The organism is Nocardia uniformis NBRC 13702 (genome assembly GCF_001613345.1).
Lineage (GTDB): Bacteria > Actinomycetota > Actinomycetes > Mycobacteriales > Mycobacteriaceae > Nocardia > Nocardia uniformis.
Map to the genome: position 1 here is coordinate 1 of NZ_BDCE01000024.1, position 17,376 is coordinate 17,376.

Consider the following 17,376-nt stretch of genomic DNA (forward strand, 5'->3'; position numbering starts at 1 on the left):
ACGGGTGGCCACGCCTGACCAACAGGGAACGACGGGTGGGCCGCGCCGGAACGACACGGAACGACGGGTGGGCCGCGCCCGAACCACAGGCGTAGGCATTGAGAAATTGATCACTTCGACAGAGCGGTGGGTATGAAAACTGTTGCGGGGCAGACCGATCGGGTCGTCGTGGTGGGTGCGGGACTGGCCGGGTTGGCCGCCGCACTGCATCTGACCGGTGCCGGGCGACAGGTGACGCTGGTGGAGCGGGCCGATCATCCGGGCGGGCGGGTCGGACGCTATCGCGGACCGGATTATGAGATCGACTCCGGGGCAACGATTCTCACACTGCCGGAGCTGGTGGATGAGGCGCTCGCGGCGGTCGGGCAAACTCGGGAATCGGTGGGGCTGCGGATTCTCGAGATGGCTCCGGCCTATCGGGCACGGTTCGCCGACGGCTCCACTGTCGGGGTGTACTCCGATCCCGAGGAGATGACCGCCGAGGTGACGCGGCTGCGCGGGGCGGCGGCCGGGCAGCGGTACCGGCGCCTGCGCGGGTGGTTGCGGCGGGTGTACGACGCCGAATTCGGCACCTTCATGGACACCAATTTCGATTCGCCGCTGGATATGGTGCGGATACCGCGGAAGCGGAGCGCGCTCACCGAACTGGTGTGCATCGGCGCCTTCGGGCGGCTCGGGCCGCGGGTGCGACGCATCATTCGCGATGAGCAGCTGTCTCGGCTGTTCAGTTTCCAGGCGCTGTTCGCGGGGATGGGCCCGGCACAGGCGCTCGCGGTGTACGGGGCGATCCCCTATATGGATACCTGCCTCGGCGTGTACTACCCGGAGGGCGGTATGCGCGCCGTCGCTGCTGCCCTGGCACGGGCATTCACCGCGGCGGGCGGCACCCTCGAGCTGAATACCGAGGTCGGCGGCATCGAATACGGCGGTCGCCGGGCTCGCGCGGTCCACACCGTCGACGGCCGCCGAATCGACTGCGACGCCGTGGTGCTCACCGCCGATCTGGGCTCCCTGGACCGATTCGGCCTGCGCCGCCGCCGATTCCTGCGGGCCTCCCCCTCCGCGGTGGTCGCACACGGCACCGTTCCCGCCGATATCGCCCGCCGATGGCCGGTACAGGCGCATCACACCATCGAATTCGGCCACGAATGGGACCGCACCTTCACCGAGATCGCCGCGAGGCCGGGACACGGCAAACTCATGAGCGATCCCTCGCTGCTACTCACCCGGCCCGCGCTCACGGATGCGAACCTGCACATCGACCGGGTGCGCGGTACCGAGCAGTCCGCTAGCGACAACTCCGACAGCGGCGACACTGTCCGCTACGAACCCCTCTCCCTGCTCGCGCCCTGCCCCAATCTGGATGCGGCCCCACTCGATTGGGACCGCCTCGGCCCAGCGTATCTGCGTGAACTGCTCGAAACCCTGGAAGCCCGTGGCTACCAAGGTATTTCCGAGCACTTCCGAATCGACCACCTCGACACCCCGCGCACCTGGCGGGATCAGGGCATGCTCGCGGGCACCCCGTTCTCCGCCGCCCATCTCTTCCGGCAGACCGGACCGTTCCGTACCCGCAATCTCATTCGCACCCGCGACAATGTCGTCCTCGCAGGCTGCGGCACCACTCCGGGGGTCGGAGTACCCACCGTGCTGCTCTCCGGAAAGCTGGCGGCGGCCCGGATCACAGGTGATCTACGACATGCCGGAGGCCGAACAGCCCGTACCCAGGCGGTAGCACCGTCTCACACGCATTAGACTGGCCCGCGTCCAGAATCCGTAGCGGTACCCGATCCGCCGACCTTTCCGGGGGGAACGACCAATCTCATGCCGACCCCCGATATGGACGCCGCCATTCCACCGAATACCGGCACCGGCACCGGCACCGCCGTGACCGGCGGCGCTGTCTCGACATCCGAACCCCACGGGGCCGCCGGATCGAACGGATCCGGAGGACGCGGGGCGGCCCACCAGACCAGCCGATGGGCACGCGCGGCGGATTTCGCGCGCAACCCGGAGGGTAAGGCGGCGCTGCTCGGATTCTTCGGCGCGGTAATGATCACCTTCGGCGGATTCGGCGCGGGCAGTGTGCGCCGCAACGACCCGCTGCTCGAGGCAGCGCACCTGTCGTGGCTGCGATTCGGGCACGGGTACGCATTGTCGACGCTGTGTGTGTGGATCGGCGTACTGGCCATGATCACCGCGTGGGTGCGGCTCGGTCGCGTCACCATCGGCACCGTGCCCGGACCGACGGTCACGCTGAACGAATTGCGCGCCATTGTCGGCATCTGGATCTTCCCACTGATTTTCGCGGTACCCATGTTCAGCCGCGACGCCTACTCGTATCTGGCCCAGGGCGCGCTACTGCGCGACGGGTTCAATCCCTACGATGTCGGGCCGGTCGTGAATCCCGGTGTGCTGCTGGACAATGTCTCCCCGGTCTGGACCAACACCACCGCCCCGTACGGGCCGGCTTTCCTCCTGATAGCTGATGGCATCACGTCGATAACCGGCAGCAATGTGGTGGCCGGCACCATCGCTTTGCGACTGGTCATGCTGCCCGGACTGGCGCTCATGCTGTGGGCGGTACCGCACCTGACCAAACATCTGGGCGGCAAGCCCACGACGGCACTGTGGTTGGCGGTACTCAATCCGCTGGTGCTCATTCACCTCATCGGTGGCGTGCACAACGAAATGCTGATGGTCGGCCTCATGGCGGCGGCCATCGCCCTGGTGTTGGAGAAGCACCATGTGGCCGGATTCGTGGTGTTGTCCATCGCCGTGGCGATCAAGGCCACGGCGGGCGTGGCACTGCCCTTCCTGGTGTGGATCTGGATGATTCACGAACGCGAACGGCGGGCCGCGAAGGGCGAGGGCGAGGAACTGCCGCACCCGGTGCTCATGTTCGCCAAGATCGCCGGACTCGGCCTGTCGGTATTCGTGGTTGTGTTCGCGGCGGCCTCCGCACTGGCCGGAGTCGGAATCGGCTGGCTCACAGCGCTCTCCGGCTCCAATAAGATCATCAACTGGCTGTCGCTGCCGACCATCTTCTCCTACATGGTCTCCTGGGTGACGCCGCTGCGGGCCGAATCGGCAGTGCTGCCGGTAATGCGCGACCTGTGCAAGGTCGCGCTGGTGGTGCTGCTCGTGTGGACCTGGTGGCGGTTCCGCCGCAGCGAGCGTGAGGCCATTCTCGGCATCACCATCGCCTTCGTGGCAATCATCCTGCTGTCTCCGGCGGCGCTGCCCTGGTACTACTCGTGGCCGCTCGCGCTGGCCGCCGGATTCGCGCTGTCCACCCGGACCCTGCAGGTGCTGGTCGGACTGTGTACCTGGTTGATGCTGGTCTTCCAGCCGGATGGGTCGATCGGATTGTACAACCCGTGGCATGTGGCGGCGGCTACCTTCGCGGCCGTGGTGGCGGCGGTGTCGCTGCGGATGGTCGATCCGCTGCGGCTGAGCTCCGACCAGGTGCGGTCGCGCGCAGTGGACGCCGTCTCACCGGATATCACGACACCAACAGTTACACCGTCGACCCCTGCCACATGAGTTCGGCAGTCGACCTCGACCGCGCCTACCGGGACTGCCGCCGCATCGCCGCCGCGCACGGGCGCACCTACTTTCTGGCGACGCGGCTGCTCGAACCCGAGCGCAGGCCGGCCGTGCACGCGCTGTACGCCTTCGCCCGCACCGTCGACGATATCGTGGACGACACCGGCCCATCCTCGGCGGACAGCGCGAATTCCAGTGCCGCGCAACTGAACCGCATCGAGAACGAGCTGCGTCGGCGACTGGCGCACACCTCCGCCACCGCGCTCGACAGCACCACGATCGAAAGAGCCGCACCCGATAGCGCGGCGCTCAACGGAACCACGCTCCACAGCGCCACGCTCCACGGAGCCGCACCCGACAGCGCCACGTTCGAGGGAACCACGCTCCACAGCGCCACGGTAGACGAAGCCACCCCCAGCAGCGCCACGCTCGACGGACCCATGCCCCAAAGAGCCGTGTACGAAGGGGGCACAATCGCGAGCGCCCCGGTCACGGAAGGCCACGCTTTCGAGGAAGCCGTGCCCGACGGGGCTACACTCGGCATCCGATCGGAGACCGCCGAAGACCGTGTCCTATCGGCCGTCGCCGACACTATCAACCGATACTCCATTGCCCCCGAACACTTCTGGGTCTTCCTCGACTCCATGCGCATGGATATCCCCGGCACCCCGCGGTTCCGCGCCACCTACCCGAATATGCCCGCCCTGCGCGACTACATGCGCGGCTCCGCGGCAGCCATCGGCCTACAACTGCTCCCCGTCCTCGGCACGGTGGTCCCGCGCGCCGATGCCGAACCGGCCGCCGCCGCCCTCGGCGAAGCCTTCCAGCTCACCAACTTCCTCCGCGACGTAGCCGAAGACCTCGACCGCGGCCGCATCTACCTCCCCGCCGACGAACTAGCGGCCTTCGGCGTAACCACCGACCTCCTGCACCACTGTCGCCGCACCACCCGCACCGACCCCCGAATCCGCCGCGCCCTGGCCCACCTCATAGCCGCCAACCGCGCCCTCTACCGCACCGCCACCCCCGGCATAGACCTACTGACCCCCCGCGTCCGCCCCGCCATCCGCACCGCGGCAATCCTCTACGCGAGCATCCTCGACGAAATAGAACGCGACGACTACGAGATCTTCACCCGCCGCGCGGTAGTCCCCCGCCACCGCCGCCTACGAGTAGCCGCCCGCGAATTCGCCACCACCCACCCCTTCCACCGCACCCGCACGCCGCAGAACTGAAGTCGATGGGCCCGCGTCAGCGCCTGTGAGCCAGGCACATTCGGTTCGCAGCCGCCCACGCCCGATACAGTCCCCGGGCACATCGATTTTTTTGGGGGACATGACATTTCCACAACCCGCGCCGCCCGGCGGCTACCCGACCTACAGGTACCCGCAGCCACCCCGAGCGGTGCCATCGCCAGCTTCGCGGCGTTCCTCTTCCCACATCTCAGCTCCGTCCCCGATGCGTCAGCATCGGGGACGAGAGATCCGAGAGTCGGTCAATTCAGAACGGGTCGGCGGCCGCGCGGCGGATGACCTCGCGGGCGAGGTCGCCGTGCAGGGCGTCGATGGGGCGGCCGGGGAGGGAGTCGTCCTCGAGGTAGAGCCACTCGAGGATTTCCTCGTCGGTGTATTTGCTGTCGCTCATGACAGTGATGAGACCGGTCAGGTGCTTGGCGATATTGCCGTTGGCGTCGAAGAACTCCTTGGGGACGCCGATGACACCGTCGCGGCGGACCGCGAGGATCTGGCGGTCGCGCAGCATCTGGTGCACCCGGGTCACGGCCAGGCCGAGCTGGTCCGCGACGTCGGGCAAAGCCAACAGGGTGACCGACTCGGGAAGGACATCGTTGCTGTACGGGATGGCACTCACCCGCAATACGGTAGTCCGTCGATGCGGCTGCGCTGCATCACACCCCGACCCGACTACCATCGGGTGAGCCGCACTCGGGCGGACAGGACGAACTGGAAGGGCAGCTGTTGATCGGCCAGATCCTCGAAGGGCGCTACCGCATCGATGCGCCGATCGCGCGCGGCGGTATGTCGATGGTGTTCCGGGGGGTGGATACCCGCCTGGACAGACCGGTCGCCATCAAGGTGATGGACCCCAAGTTCGCCGCCGATCCACAATTCCTCACCCGATTCGAACTCGAGGCGCGCGCGGTCGCCAAGCTCAAACACCCGGCGCTGGTCGCCGTATACGACCAGGGCGTCGACGGCGAACACCCATTCCTGATTATGGAATTGGTGGAGGGCGGCACCCTGCGCGAACTCCTCCGTGAACGCGGCCCCATGCCGCCGCATGCGGTCCGCGCCGTCATCGAACCGGTCATGCAGGCCATCGGCGTCGCGCATTCGGCCGGTCTGGTGCACCGCGATATCAAGCCGGAGAACGTTCTCATCTCCGATTCCGGCGAGGTGAAGATCGCCGACTTCGGCCTGGTGCGCGCGGTCGCCGCCGCGAATATCACCTCGGCCAGCGTCATTCTCGGCACCGCCGCGTACCTCTCCCCCGAGCAGGTCACCAGCGGCACCGCCGACGCCCGCTCCGACGTCTACGCCGCGGGCGTGCTCATCTTCGAAATGCTCACCGGGCGTACCCCGTTCACCGGCGACAATTCGCTCTCCATCGCCTTGCAGCGGGTGGAGAACGATGTGCCCAGCCCCGGCGATCTGATTCACGGCGTCCCGCCGGAATTCGATGATCTGGTCGCGCACGCCACCGCCCGCGAGCCCGCGCACCGCTTCGCCGACGGCGCGGAGATGGCCGCGGAGATCCACCGCATTTCGAAGGCGCTGCAGTTGCCCGATTACCGGGTGCCCGCGCCGAAGGAGTCGGCGGAACATCTCAGCTCCCGCTACCGTGTCGGCCCGACGCCCGCGCCCCATGCCGAACCCCGGCAGCGCTCGGCACCGGCCAATGCCGCCGATGTGACGACGCGCATTCCCACCGAGCCACCGACCGCCGTACACACCCAGCAGCCCGCGCACCACAACACGCGGGTGATGACGGCGGCCCGGGAAATCCCCCCGGACTACGCGGCACCGCCCAGCCACACGAATCCGCCGCCCACTCGTGGAAATCCGCCACACCATTCGGGATTCATCGAAGAGCGCGGCCGGTCCAGTCGGACGGTGCTGGTCTGGCTGGGCATTGTGGTCACCCTCGCCCTGCTACTCGGTATCGGTGGCTGGTGGGTGGGAGTCGGACGCTACGAACCGGTTCCGGCCACCGCGGGCCTGGACAAGGACCGCGCCATCGCCGCCATCGAGGACGCCGGATTCACCGCCGAGGTGCGCGATAAGGCCTCCGACACCATTCCGGTCGGCAATGTGGTGGGCACCGATCCCTCCGCCGGATCGAAGGTCACCAAGGGTTCCACGGTGGCGGTGCTCATCTCCAACGGTAAGCCGAGGGTGCCGACCGTCCAGGGTGGCGAAGACGTCAACACGGTGAAGCAGGCGATCCGGGATGCCGGATTGACACCGGTGGACGCGGGAGAAGTCTCCAGCACCGCGGCGAAAGGCACTGTCGCCAAGGTAGATCCGGCTCCCGGCACGGTCCTCCCGATGGGCGCCAACGTCAAGGTGTTCAAGAGCAAGGGTTCCGAACCGGTCAAGCTGCCCGATGTCCGCGGCAAGACCGAGGAAGAGGCCAGAGCCGCGCTCGAGACCGCCGGAATCGCGGTGAGCGGCACCAGATCCGAATTCGATTCGAAGATCAAGGGTGGCCAGGTCGCCGGTACCGATCCGGCCGCGGGCACCACGCTCGATTCCGGTTCCGGGGTGGTACTGATTATCTCCAATTCGGTGGAGGTGCCCGGCCTGCTCGGCGATACCGTCAGCGATGCCCGCAGGGAACTCGAGGCGCTCGGCCTGACGGTATCGGTGCGCCAGCTCACCCAGAACGATTCGTCGATCATTATCTCGCAGAGCAGTGTCCCCGGCGCGAAAGTCGAACCGGGAAGCAGTATTACGCTCGTCGCCTTGCCCTGATTGCGGTCATAGAAGCGAGTACATATGAGTGTGGCCCGTGCCGATCGGCACGGGCCACACTCATGAGATTCGTTCTCAGCGCAGCATTTCCGCCACCAGGAACGCCAGTTCGAGGGACTGCTGGGTGTTCAGACGCGGGTCGCACGCCGTCTCGTAGCGTTCCTCGAGGTTCAGGTCGGAGATGTCCTGCGCGCCACCGAGGCATTCGGTGACGTTCTCGCCGGTGAGTTCGATGTGCAGGCCGCCCGGGTGGGTGCCCAGCGCGTGGTGCACCTCGAAGAAGCCCTGCACCTCGTCGACAATGCGGTCGAAGTGGCGGGTCTTGTAGCCGGTGGACGCCTCATGGGTATTGCCGTGCATGGGGTCGCACTGCCAGATCACCTGGTGGCCGGTGGCCTGCACCTTCTCGATAATCGAGGGCAGCACATCACGGACCTTGCCATTGCCCATCCGGGCGACCAGGGTGAGGCGGCCGGGCTCGTTATTGGGGTCGAGGCGCTCCACGTACTCCACCGCCTGCTCGGGCGTGGTGGTGGGGCCGATCTTGAGGCCGATCGGGTTCGCCAGGAGTTCCGCGAAGGCGATATGCGCGCCGTCGAGCGCACGGGTGCGCTCACCGATCCAGAGGAAGTGCGCCGACAGGTCGTAGAGCACCGGTTCACCGGTGGTGGGGTGCTCACTCAGACGCAGCATGGCCCGCTCGTAGTCCAGGACGAGGGCCTCGTGGCTGGCGTAGAGGCGCGCGGTGGACAGGTTCGGATCGTTGACGCGGCAGGCGTTCATGAAGGCGAGCGCGCGGTCGATTTCGCTGGCCAGGGCCTCGTAGCGGGCTCCGGCGGGAGAGGCGGCGACGAATTCGCGGTTCCAGTCGTGCACCTTGTGCAGATCGGCCATACCGGCGCTGGTGAGGGCGCGCACCAGGTTCATGGCGGCCGACGCGTTGGCGTAGGCGCGCACCAGACGCGACGGATCGTGCACGCGCAGCGCGGGATCGGCGACGAGCGAGTTCACCATGTCACCGCGATAGGACGTCAGCCCGAGTGCGTCGATATCGGCCGAACGCGGCTTGGCGTACTGCCCCGCGATCCGGGCCACCTTCACCACCGGCAGGCTCGCGCCGTAGGTGAGTACCACGGCCATCTGCAGCAGGGTGCGGATATTGCCGCGAATATGCGGTTCGGTGTTATCGGCGAAGGTTTCGGCGCAGTCGCCGCCCTGCATGAGGAACGCCTCACCGCGCGCCACCTCAGCCAGGCGTAGCTTCAGCTCCTCCACCTCGGCAGGCACGCAGATGGGCGGCACGCTCTCCAGCACGGTCCGCATCTTGGCGGCCTGTTCCGGATCCCAGGAGGGCTGCTGCAAAGCCGGTCGCGCCAGCGCGTCGTCGAGGCGCCGACGCAGCTCGGCGGGCAACGGAGGCAATTCCGGCAAGCGATCGATCGGTACGTCGACGGTCCAGTTCACCCGTTCAGAATACGGACCCGAGATCGGTGGGTGGATTACACCCAGGGCTGAAATAGCTCACACCGAGCGGGAACATAGGGTGGATGGTTGACCGTCCCGACCGGGACGCGACCGACCCCGCGTCGGCGGCACCGCTGCCCCCGGCCGCCGAGCGAGGAGCAGACCGACCCTGCGGTACTTTTACGACTGCGAATTCATCGAGGACGGTATTACCATCGACCTCGTCTCCATTGCTGTGGTCTGCGAGGACGGCCGCGAATTCTATGCGGTCTCAACGGAATTCGACAAAAGCAAGGCTGGACCCTTCGTCCGCCGCAATGTGCTGCCGAAACTCCCGCAACCGACGTCGCCACTGTGGCGCAGCCGCGAACGCATTCGCGATGACCTGTACAAATTCCTCGTCCCACGCACCGGTGTGGAGCCGGAAATGTGGGCCTGGGTGAGCGCCTACGACCATGTCGCGCTCTGCCAGCTGTGGGGGTCCATGGTAGACCTGCCGAATACACTCCCCCGCTACACCAATGAACTGCGCCAGCACTGGGAGCAGCACGGCCGCCCGCCGCTGCCCCCGATCCCGGCGGACGCGCACGACGCACTGGCCGACGCCCGGCACAACTTCGCCAAGTTCGAGGCCATCGAGGCGTACCGCCGCCGCCAGGCCGCCTCCTAGCACGGCAACGGCACCCCCGTCATTCCGGCGCGCTTTCGGCCGGAATCCACCCGATCGGCATGCGGTGCGTCAGGGGTGTGGATCCCGGCCAAAAGCATGCCGGGATGACGAAGCACGAGCCGACGCCGTGGCAATTCCCGGCCGGAATACGACTCGGGCCCGAGAGACAGTGTCTCTCGGGCCCATTCGATATCCGGTCGGCGACTCAGCCTGCCATGGTCTGCGGGATGCGATCGGCATCCGGGCGGGTGCCGGTGGGGACACCCTTCTTGAGGCTGGCGGCGTAGACGTCGACGTATTCCTGGCCGGACATCCGCATGAGTTCGTACATGATCTCGTCGGTGACGGCGCGTTCGACGAAGCGGTTACCGCCCATGCCCTCGTAGCGGGAGAAGTCGATTGGCGCACCGAATTTGACGATGACCTTCTTCTTGCGCCAGCGGAACGGTCCGGGCGGGCAGACCTCGTCGGTACCGATCAGCGCCACCGGGATCACCGGGATACCGGTCTCCAGGGCGAGGCGGGCGACCCCGGTCTTGCCCTTGTAGAGACGGCCGTCCGGGGAGCGGGTGCCTTCGGGGTACAGGCCGACCAGACGGCCCTCATCGAGGAGCTTGCGCGCCGTATTGAGGGCGGATTCGGCGGCGTCGGCACCGCTGCGATCGATCGGGTACTGACCGGCGCTGGTGAAGAAGAACTTCTGCAGCGCGCCCTTGAACCCGGGGGTGGTGAAGTATTCGGCCTTGGCCAGGTAGGTAATGCGGCGCGTACTTGCCAGGGGAGTGAACAACCAGTCGGTGAACGACAGATGATTGCCCGCCAGGATGGCGGCACCCTTGCGCGGAATGTTCTCGACACCCTGCACCTCAGGCCGGTTTACGAGGTGCATGAACGGGCCGGGAAACACATATTTCAGCAGCCAGTAGAGCATTGCTTCCTTTCCCCAGATTTGTTTCCCGGAACCGGCCTCATTGCGGGCGCCACCGTTAGGAGCCGACTCTACCGCCGAGACCGTGACGTAACCAACCTCGGAGGGTCTTTTCACACGTACACCACATACCCGAACCAGCTGGCAGCGGGCCGAGATTCGCGAAGGCGACGAATCGCCGCCCACGGCGCGGGTTCCGGGTCGACGCGCCACGCCGCGCACTCGGTACCGCCATCGCCGCCTCGGGCGAGCCGCATCGTCGCGGGACCGAGTCAGCGCTGGCGCGTTCGGCCTCCCGGTCGTACCGATCCCGTCGATCCAACCGATGCCGCGAATCGGGCGCTGACGCGACGAAGCACTGCGCACATGAGCGCGACGCCGCCCACGACATCCAGCGCACCGACGTGACCGACGCACCTATGGGCGGTATACCCGGTCTCGCGCGTTCAACCCGGTCACCACGGCAATTCGGCAATTCGGCAATTCGGCGGCGGGCGATGCCCCGTGCCAGCAGACGGGCCGACAATATCCTCACCCTGCCGCGCCGCCGATTGCCGCGTGCGCCATCGATTACCGCGTCTCAGCAGCGGCGGCGACCAGCGGGAACCGCCTCGGGATTGGCGACCAGAGCGGCTCGGGCGAGTTCGGCCGCGCCGATCATTCCGGCCGCTTCACCCAGCTGGGCGGTGCGGATGCGGGCCAGGCGGCGGTGTTTGGCACCGGTGATGGATTGGGCGTAGTGGTCGCGGGCATCGTCGAGGAACAGGGCGGCAGACGTGCTCACGCCACCCGCGATGACAATGAGGTCGGGGTCGAAGAGGTCGCTGACGAAGGCCAGGCCGAGGCCGAGCCAGCGGGAGAAGTCACCCATGACGTCGAGGGCGATCGGATCGCCGTCCTGGGCCGCGCCCGCCACCTGGCGGCCGGTCAGCGAACCCGGATCGCGGTACGCCTCGCGGGCCAGCAGGGTGGAGCGCTGCGGGTCGGTGGCCAGGATCTCGAGTGCGGTATCGACCAAGGCCGTTCCGCTGCAATACCTTTCCCAGCAGCCGCGCTTTCCGCACGCGCAGGCGCGACCATTGGGTACCACCTGGAGGTGACCGAGCTCCGGTGCGACACCGTAACTTCCGCGATAGAGCTGCCCGCCGACCAGCAGCGCCGCGCCGATCCCGGTACCGATGGCCACCAGCACCACATTGTGCCCACCGGCCGCCGCGCCGAATTTGTATTCGGCCCACATGGCGGAATTGGCATCGTGCTCCAGAATTACCGGCAGCCCGAGCCGGTCGGTGAGCCGCTTGGCGACGGGCGCGTCCTCCCAGGGCAGATGCGGCGCGAACCGCACCGTCGCCCGGTCCTCGTCCACGAATCCGGCGACCGCCAGCCCGACCGCACCGATCGGATGGCGACCACACAGTTCCCGTACCGTCCGCGCGAGCCCGTCCTCGAGGGCACGCGCCGACTGCGGCGTCGGCGCTGTCACGGTGTCGAGCACTTCACCCGCCCCGTCCACCACGGAGGCACGAATATTGGTACCGCCGACATCGACGCCGACGGTCAACGGCTGCCCGTTGCCCGTGGTCATGTCGCAGGAGGCTTGATCGTCACGGGGATAGGAACATAGCCGGGCCGCGCGGGCGCTTGACGACCGGTACCCTGCGCACGCCCCGCCGCACCCCATCCGGCACCCGCCGCCCGGTCCGAACCCGCAGGTCCGCCCGCACGTCCGGGGTCACCGACCCGCTGACCCTCGCGTCCGGGGTTACCGACCGGCTCGCCCGCACGTCCGGACCCGACCGACTCGCCCACGCGTCCGGGGCTGCCGACCGACTCGCCCGCACGTCCGGGGTTACCGACCGACTCGCCCGCACGTCCGGGGTTACCGACCGACTCGCCCGCACGTCCGGACCCGACCGACTCGCCCGCACGTCCGGGGTTCCCAACCGACTCGCCCGCGCGTCCGGACACCGGGCCGCTGCCCTGCCGCGCGTCGGGGTTGCCGGAAGGACGGGCCGCACCGTTCTGCGCGGGCGAACCAGTCTGTGCGATCGGGCCATTGTGTGCGATCGGGCCATTGTGTGCGGTCGGACCAGTCTGCGCGGTCGACCCGGCGCTGGGGTCACTCCCCCGCTCCGGGCCGGGGGCCGCTCGATCCGAGTTCCCGAAAGCAGCGAACCAGTTCGCACCGCCGGTGGATCGGCCGGACTCCTGACCTCGACCAACTCCCCCGGCATAGCCGCCGTGAGCCGTCGGCGCACCGCCGTCAGATGATTCCGCATCGCCGTGTGCGCTCGGCCCACCGCTATGCGGTCCAATATCCCCCTGTCCGCCACGGGCGTGCGGGTCACCGGTGCCTGATGTGCCCGCACCGGTCTCCCCACCGCGAACCTGCGGCTCCTGGCCGTGCGGGGCGGCCCCGCCCCGCGTCGAATCCCGGCCCGGGGTACGAAGATTCGAGGCGACGCTGCTCCAGAACGTACCGCCGGTGGCCGGGCCACCGCTGGCCGACGAATTCGGTTCCGGCGCGCCAGGATTCGCGGACGGGGTGCCCTCGGGTGCGGCGCCAGCCGCACCGGGACCGCCTGCCGAAGCACCGCCGGGCGCCGCGGAATCGTATTCGCTCGCCATGCCACCGAAGCGTGAATGCGGGTGCGCCGCAGCATATTCCGGCGACTCCGGATCGAGGTCCGGCGGGATGACCGGTTCGACCGGCACCCCGGCGAGGGCCTCGCGCAGCACCGTCACCAGGGCGGTGCCGTGTTCGGCGATAGCGGCGACGACGTCGTGGTGTTCGCCGCGCACCAGGGCGGCGGCCGCGCAGACAGGGCACCAGCTGCAGCTGGCCCAGTCGGTGCGGCCGTCGGCGGCGGTCTTGCGAAGTACCGGTTCGACACGCTCCAGCACGGCTTCGGCGAGGAGTCGCAGTTCATCGGCGAAATCGGCGAAGTTCTCCTCCCGGATTCGGTCGCCGACGTGGTCGCGGGTGTCGTGGTCGCTCATTGAGGCCATACCTGGGGGTCGGGTCGGAATCGGACGATCAAATGGTCGCCGTCGAGTTCGGCGCCATCAACCGTGCACCGGCGCAAAACCGGGGCCAGGCGTAGGCGACGTCGGGTACCGTCGGCTCCCACGATCAAATCGTCCTCCACTCGTCCCAGTCGCAGGGTCGACGAATCGACCACGGGCAGATGCATACGCAGTGTGTACACCGAATGCACGCCCGTACCGGATTCCAAACCGACCATCGGCTCACCGGTGACAGCGGGCACACCTTCGGCTGCTGAGCCCAGCATAGGGACCGGTTCGGTTCCGACCCACTCGCCACTCGCATCGACGTCATAGGACAAAGCCGACAGCGACGACAGGCCGACCGGTTCGGGGCCGGTATGCCCGACCACCACCACTGGCGTCGGGGCCATCCGCCGCCGCAATTCGGCGATCACATCCAATTGTTCGCTTCGACGGTTGAAGTACCACCGCACCGCGGGGTGCGACGCCGCACTGGTACCGGGAGGTGGGAGGTCTCCGGTACCGGGGGCCGGAGGGCCTCCGCGCACGGACGTGGCACCCACATCATCCGACACCGAGCCACGCACCGCTTCGGGACCATCCGCAACGGCAGGGCCACCCGGACCGCGATGGCCACGTGGAACAGCAAAGCCATCCAGAACCGCAGGGCCACCCGACACTGCTGAGCCTTCCACAACCGCAGGGCCACCCGACAACGCTGAGCCTTCCGGGACCGCAGGGCCACCGGACACAGCAGGGTCGTCCGGCACAGCAGCGTCGTCCGGAACCGGATCCGGCAGCGGCGGCAGCACCTTGTTCACGAGGACGGCGTCGAGCCGCAGGCCGAGCAGCGCCGCCGCCGAACGCACCCGCGTCGACTCCGCCACCGCCACCCGCTCGGGCCCGGTCACCAGGCGCGCGCCCGTCCGTTTCCGATCGGCGAGGAGATCGCGCACCCCCGCGACCGCACCGACAATCCGCTCCACCGTCGTGGCCAGCACGGCCCGCCGTAGATCGGTGCCGATGGCGCTGAGCGTGCGCGCATGCGCCGGCCACACCCGTTCCAGATATCCGAGCAGGGTGTCGGGTGCGGTAATGATGCGCAGCATGTCCGCCGAGGGCGGGCAGTCCACCACGATCACATCCCATTCCTCGTCCTCGACGAACTGCGAGATCTCCAGCAGCGCCAGGATTTCCTGGACGCCGGGCAGTCCGGTGAGTTCGGCGGGATCGAGAGAGGCGAGGTCGACGCCGTGATTGTGGCCGGCCCCGGAGAGCATGCGCACCACCTCGCGGAACCGGTCTTCCAGCAGGGCGAGCGAATCGATTTCGATGACATCGAGTCCGGGTGCCACCGTCGCGACGCCGGGCACGGCGCCCGGATCGTGCGGGAACCGGAATCCCAGTGCGTCACCGAGAGAATGGGCCTGATCGAGGGAGGCGAGGAGTACGTGCTGTCCGGAGCGGACATGGGCCACGGCGGTCGCGCAGGCCAGCGTCGTCTTTCCCACCCCGCCCTTGCCCACGAACAGTTCCACCCGGGTGGAGGATGGGATCCTCCTCGCGGTCAGCCTTCGACCCGTTTCTTGAGTTCCTTCAATGCCGTATCGGTAATGACCTTCTCGGCTTTGCGTTTGAACATGCCGATCATGGGAATGTTCAGATCCACCGTGAGCTCGTACACCACCTGGGTGCCGCCATCGGGCAGATCGATGAGTTCGTAGGTGCCGTCCTGCGCCTTCTGCAGGTCGCCGGCGACCAGGGTCCAGCTGACCGCTTTACCGTCGGGCCGCCAGCGGTAGGCGAGGGTGTAGGCGTCCTTGACGACGCCCGCGTCGAGATGGAAGCGCGCGGTGTGGGCGCGGCCGTCGGGCCCCTTGTCGAGTACCTCCACCGAACGGGCCGCGGCGACCCATTCCGGATAGGACTCCAGGTCGGCGATGACTGCCATCACTCGATCCGACGGGGCGTCGATGACGATCGACCTCTGCGTCCGGTCGGCCATGTCGGGGAGCGGTTCCTTTCCAGCGAGGGAGCGAATGCGCGAATGCTCAGACGGCGGCGGGAGCGACACCGGCCGGGCGTCCGGCCTCCAGGCGCGCCTTGATCTCGAAGGCCATCTTCCTTCCGGCGACGCGACGGGCGCGGTTGGCGGCCGCCAGGTCGCGCATGGAGAAGTTCGTCGAGCTCGGCGGCTCGGCGTGCATGAAGTAGTGCAGGATGACGCCGTCGAGCATCTCCTCCAACCACACCTCCATGGTGCCGGTCACCGGCCCACTGACGGTCCACCGAATTCCCTTGTCGGCGCGGTCTTCTCGCACCGCGAGGGTGAGATCGGGCCACCAGCGACGCCAGCGGGCGCGGTCAGCCAGTACATCGGCGACCGCCGCTCCGGGAGCGGCGACGAACGTCTGGTCGGCAACCTGGATACTGCTCACGCGCTTGAGCCTAGCTCAGAGCCGGTATTCACTCCGCCTCCAGACCCGAGCTGGACCGGGACCGGAGCGGGTTCGGGTGCAGCAGGTGGCGCAGCCGCGCACCCATCGCATCCCACCGCCACTGCCGTTGCACCCAGGCACGACCGGCCGCGCCCATCGCGGCGGCGGCATCGCGGTCGGCGAGGATATCGATAATGGCGTCGGCGACGGCTTCCGGGTCGCGGCCCTCCACCACCTTGCCGGTCTCACCCTCGCGCACGGTTTCCGGGGCACCCCCCGAATTACCCGCCACCACGGGCACACCCGATGCGGAGGCCTCCAGGAAGACGATGCCGAGACCCTCCACATCGAGCCCCCAGCCCCGGGTGCGGCAGGGCATGGCGAAGACATCGGCGATGGTGTGGTGCGCGGCCAGTTCGTTCGCGGGCACCCGGCCGGTGAACACCACATCGTCGGCGACGCCCATGGCCTGCGCGAAACCCTTCAGCTTCTCCTCGTACGGCCCGCCGCCGGCGATGACCAGCACCGCGCCGGGGATGCGCTGGCGAATCTTGTCGAGGGCCAGGATCAGCACGTCCTGCCCCTTGCGCGGTACCAGCCGCGACAGGCACAGAATTGTCGGCCGATCGCCGAGTCCGTAGCGGGCGCGCAGTTCGGCGCGTGCCACCGGATCCGGTGCGAAAGTCTCGGAATTTACGGCGGGCGGCAGGTATTCGAGTGCGGACTGCGCCCCGAACGCCGCCGCGAACCGCCGCCGCGTGTACTTGCTGACATAGGTGACGACATCGGTGTGATCGCCGATCACCCGCAGCGCCTGCCGCGCACCGGGCAGCATGGACCAGCCGACCTCGTGCCCGTGCGTCGAGGCCAGAATCCGTTCGACCCCCGCCTGCCGCAGCGCGGGCGACATGAGCGCCAGCGGCGCGGCCGCCCCGAACCACACGCTGTCGCACTGTTCGTCGCGAATCAGCTTCTCGGCGCGGCGCACGACCATCGGTGTCGGCAGCATCAGGGTGGTGGGATGGCGCACGACCTCGAACGGCTGCTGAGCATCGAATCTGCGATGACTGTCACCGCGCCAGCGCGGTGCGTACACGATCAGCTCATCCGGCGGCAGCTGTAGGGCGAGCGCGTGCAGGTATGACTGAATACCGCCCGGACGCGGCGGGAAATCATTGGTAACCAGGAGAGTTCGCCCCATGGCTGCCAACCTACTGCACCTTGCTCCGAGTGCGGGCCGAGCCCGACGCCCCGCACCCTTACTCGATTGCCGCCGTGCGGGACCGGACCAGCGCACCGGCGCTGGACGCCATCGGCCGGCGTCAA

General features: G+C 67.9%; 14 protein-coding genes. 5 read left to right on the top strand and 9 right to left on the bottom strand.

The genetic code is table 11. The annotated features are described in order from the left end of the window. Positions 1 to 132 precede the first annotated feature (132 nt). The 3 genes from crtI (at position 133) to NU1_RS43050 (ending at position 4,784) form a co-directional block, all read left to right on the top strand. A complete protein-coding gene (crtI, locus tag NU1_RS07425) occupies positions 133 to 1,755 on the top strand; it encodes a phytoene desaturase family protein (protein WP_067518740.1) in 1,623 nt (540 codons plus the stop codon). Between the two features lie 69 nt (positions 1,756 to 1,824). Beyond that, the gene (locus NU1_RS07430) at positions 1,825 to 3,546 is read left to right on the top strand and encodes an alpha-(1->6)-mannopyranosyltransferase A (protein WP_245719985.1); all 1,722 of its coding nucleotides are present in this window, start codon (positions 1,825 to 1,827) and stop codon (positions 3,544 to 3,546) included. Further along, positions 3,543 to 4,784 (top strand): phytoene/squalene synthase family protein, encoded by a 1,242-nt coding sequence (locus NU1_RS43050; RefSeq protein ID WP_245719986.1) that lies wholly within the window; start codon positions 3,543 to 3,545, stop codon positions 4,782 to 4,784. The genes NU1_RS07430 and NU1_RS43050 overlap by 4 nt, the downstream gene beginning before the upstream one ends. A 265-nt stretch (positions 4,785 to 5,049) precedes the next feature. Here the strand turns inward: NU1_RS43050 and NU1_RS07440 are convergent, their stop codons facing one another. Further along, positions 5,050 to 5,418, bottom strand: coding sequence for an Rv2175c family DNA-binding protein (locus NU1_RS07440; RefSeq protein ID WP_067518742.1), 369 nt, complete (start codon positions 5,416 to 5,418; stop codon positions 5,050 to 5,052). A gap of 107 nt (positions 5,419 to 5,525) precedes the next feature. Here NU1_RS07440 and pknB point away from each other — a divergent pair, with 107 nt between their 5' ends. Next, positions 5,526 to 7,541 (top strand): Stk1 family PASTA domain-containing Ser/Thr kinase, encoded by a 2,016-nt coding sequence (pknB, locus tag NU1_RS07445; RefSeq protein WP_067518744.1) that lies wholly within the window; start codon positions 5,526 to 5,528, stop codon positions 7,539 to 7,541. A 75-nt stretch (positions 7,542 to 7,616) separates the two neighbouring features. On the opposite strand, the gene NU1_RS07450 is transcribed toward pknB, so the two are convergent. Next, positions 7,617 to 9,005, bottom strand: a complete 1,389-nt coding sequence (locus NU1_RS07450; protein ID WP_067518746.1) for a class II 3-deoxy-7-phosphoheptulonate synthase — start codon at positions 9,003 to 9,005, stop codon at positions 7,617 to 7,619. Positions 9,006 to 9,174: 169 nt separating this feature from the next. On the opposite strand from NU1_RS07450, the gene NU1_RS07455 reads away from it, so the two are divergent. Beyond that, positions 9,175 to 9,675: a polyadenylate-specific 3'-exoribonuclease AS gene (locus tag NU1_RS07455; RefSeq protein ID WP_067518748.1), complete on the top strand. Its 501-nt coding sequence runs from the start codon at positions 9,175 to 9,177 to the stop codon at positions 9,673 to 9,675. A gap of 205 nt (positions 9,676 to 9,880) precedes the next feature. Here the strand turns inward: NU1_RS07455 and NU1_RS07460 are convergent, their stop codons facing one another. From NU1_RS07460 to NU1_RS07490, 7 genes are all read right to left on the bottom strand, one after another. After that, the gene (locus tag NU1_RS07460; protein ID WP_067518750.1) at positions 9,881 to 10,606 is read right to left on the bottom strand and encodes a lysophospholipid acyltransferase family protein; all 726 of its coding nucleotides are present in this window, start codon (positions 10,604 to 10,606) and stop codon (positions 9,881 to 9,883) included. A 577-nt stretch (positions 10,607 to 11,183) separates the two neighbouring features. Beyond that, on the bottom strand, positions 11,184 to 12,188 hold the full coding sequence (locus tag NU1_RS07465; RefSeq protein WP_067518752.1) for an ROK family glucokinase: 1,005 nt from the start codon (positions 12,186 to 12,188) through the stop codon (positions 11,184 to 11,186). Continuing rightward, positions 12,185 to 13,603 (bottom strand): collagen-like domain-containing protein, encoded by a 1,419-nt coding sequence (locus tag NU1_RS43055; protein ID WP_245719987.1) that lies wholly within the window; start codon positions 13,601 to 13,603, stop codon positions 12,185 to 12,187. The genes NU1_RS07465 and NU1_RS43055 overlap by 4 nt, the downstream gene beginning before the upstream one ends. Next, positions 13,600 to 15,150, bottom strand: coding sequence for a TRC40/GET3/ArsA family transport-energizing ATPase (locus tag NU1_RS43060; protein ID WP_245719988.1), 1,551 nt, complete (start codon positions 15,148 to 15,150; stop codon positions 13,600 to 13,602). The genes NU1_RS43055 and NU1_RS43060 overlap by 4 nt, the downstream gene beginning before the upstream one ends. A 29-nt stretch (positions 15,151 to 15,179) precedes the next feature. Then, positions 15,180 to 15,617, bottom strand: coding sequence for an SRPBCC family protein (locus NU1_RS07480; RefSeq protein ID WP_067518811.1), 438 nt, complete (start codon positions 15,615 to 15,617; stop codon positions 15,180 to 15,182). Between the two features lie 46 nt (positions 15,618 to 15,663). Continuing rightward, positions 15,664 to 16,050 (bottom strand): polyketide cyclase / dehydrase and lipid transport, encoded by a 387-nt coding sequence (locus NU1_RS07485; RefSeq protein WP_067518755.1) that lies wholly within the window; start codon positions 16,048 to 16,050, stop codon positions 15,664 to 15,666. 28 nt (positions 16,051 to 16,078) lie between these two features. Then, positions 16,079 to 17,251, bottom strand: coding sequence for a glycosyltransferase family 4 protein (locus NU1_RS07490; RefSeq protein WP_067518756.1), 1,173 nt, complete (start codon positions 17,249 to 17,251; stop codon positions 16,079 to 16,081). Positions 17,252 to 17,376: the final 125 nt, after the last annotated feature.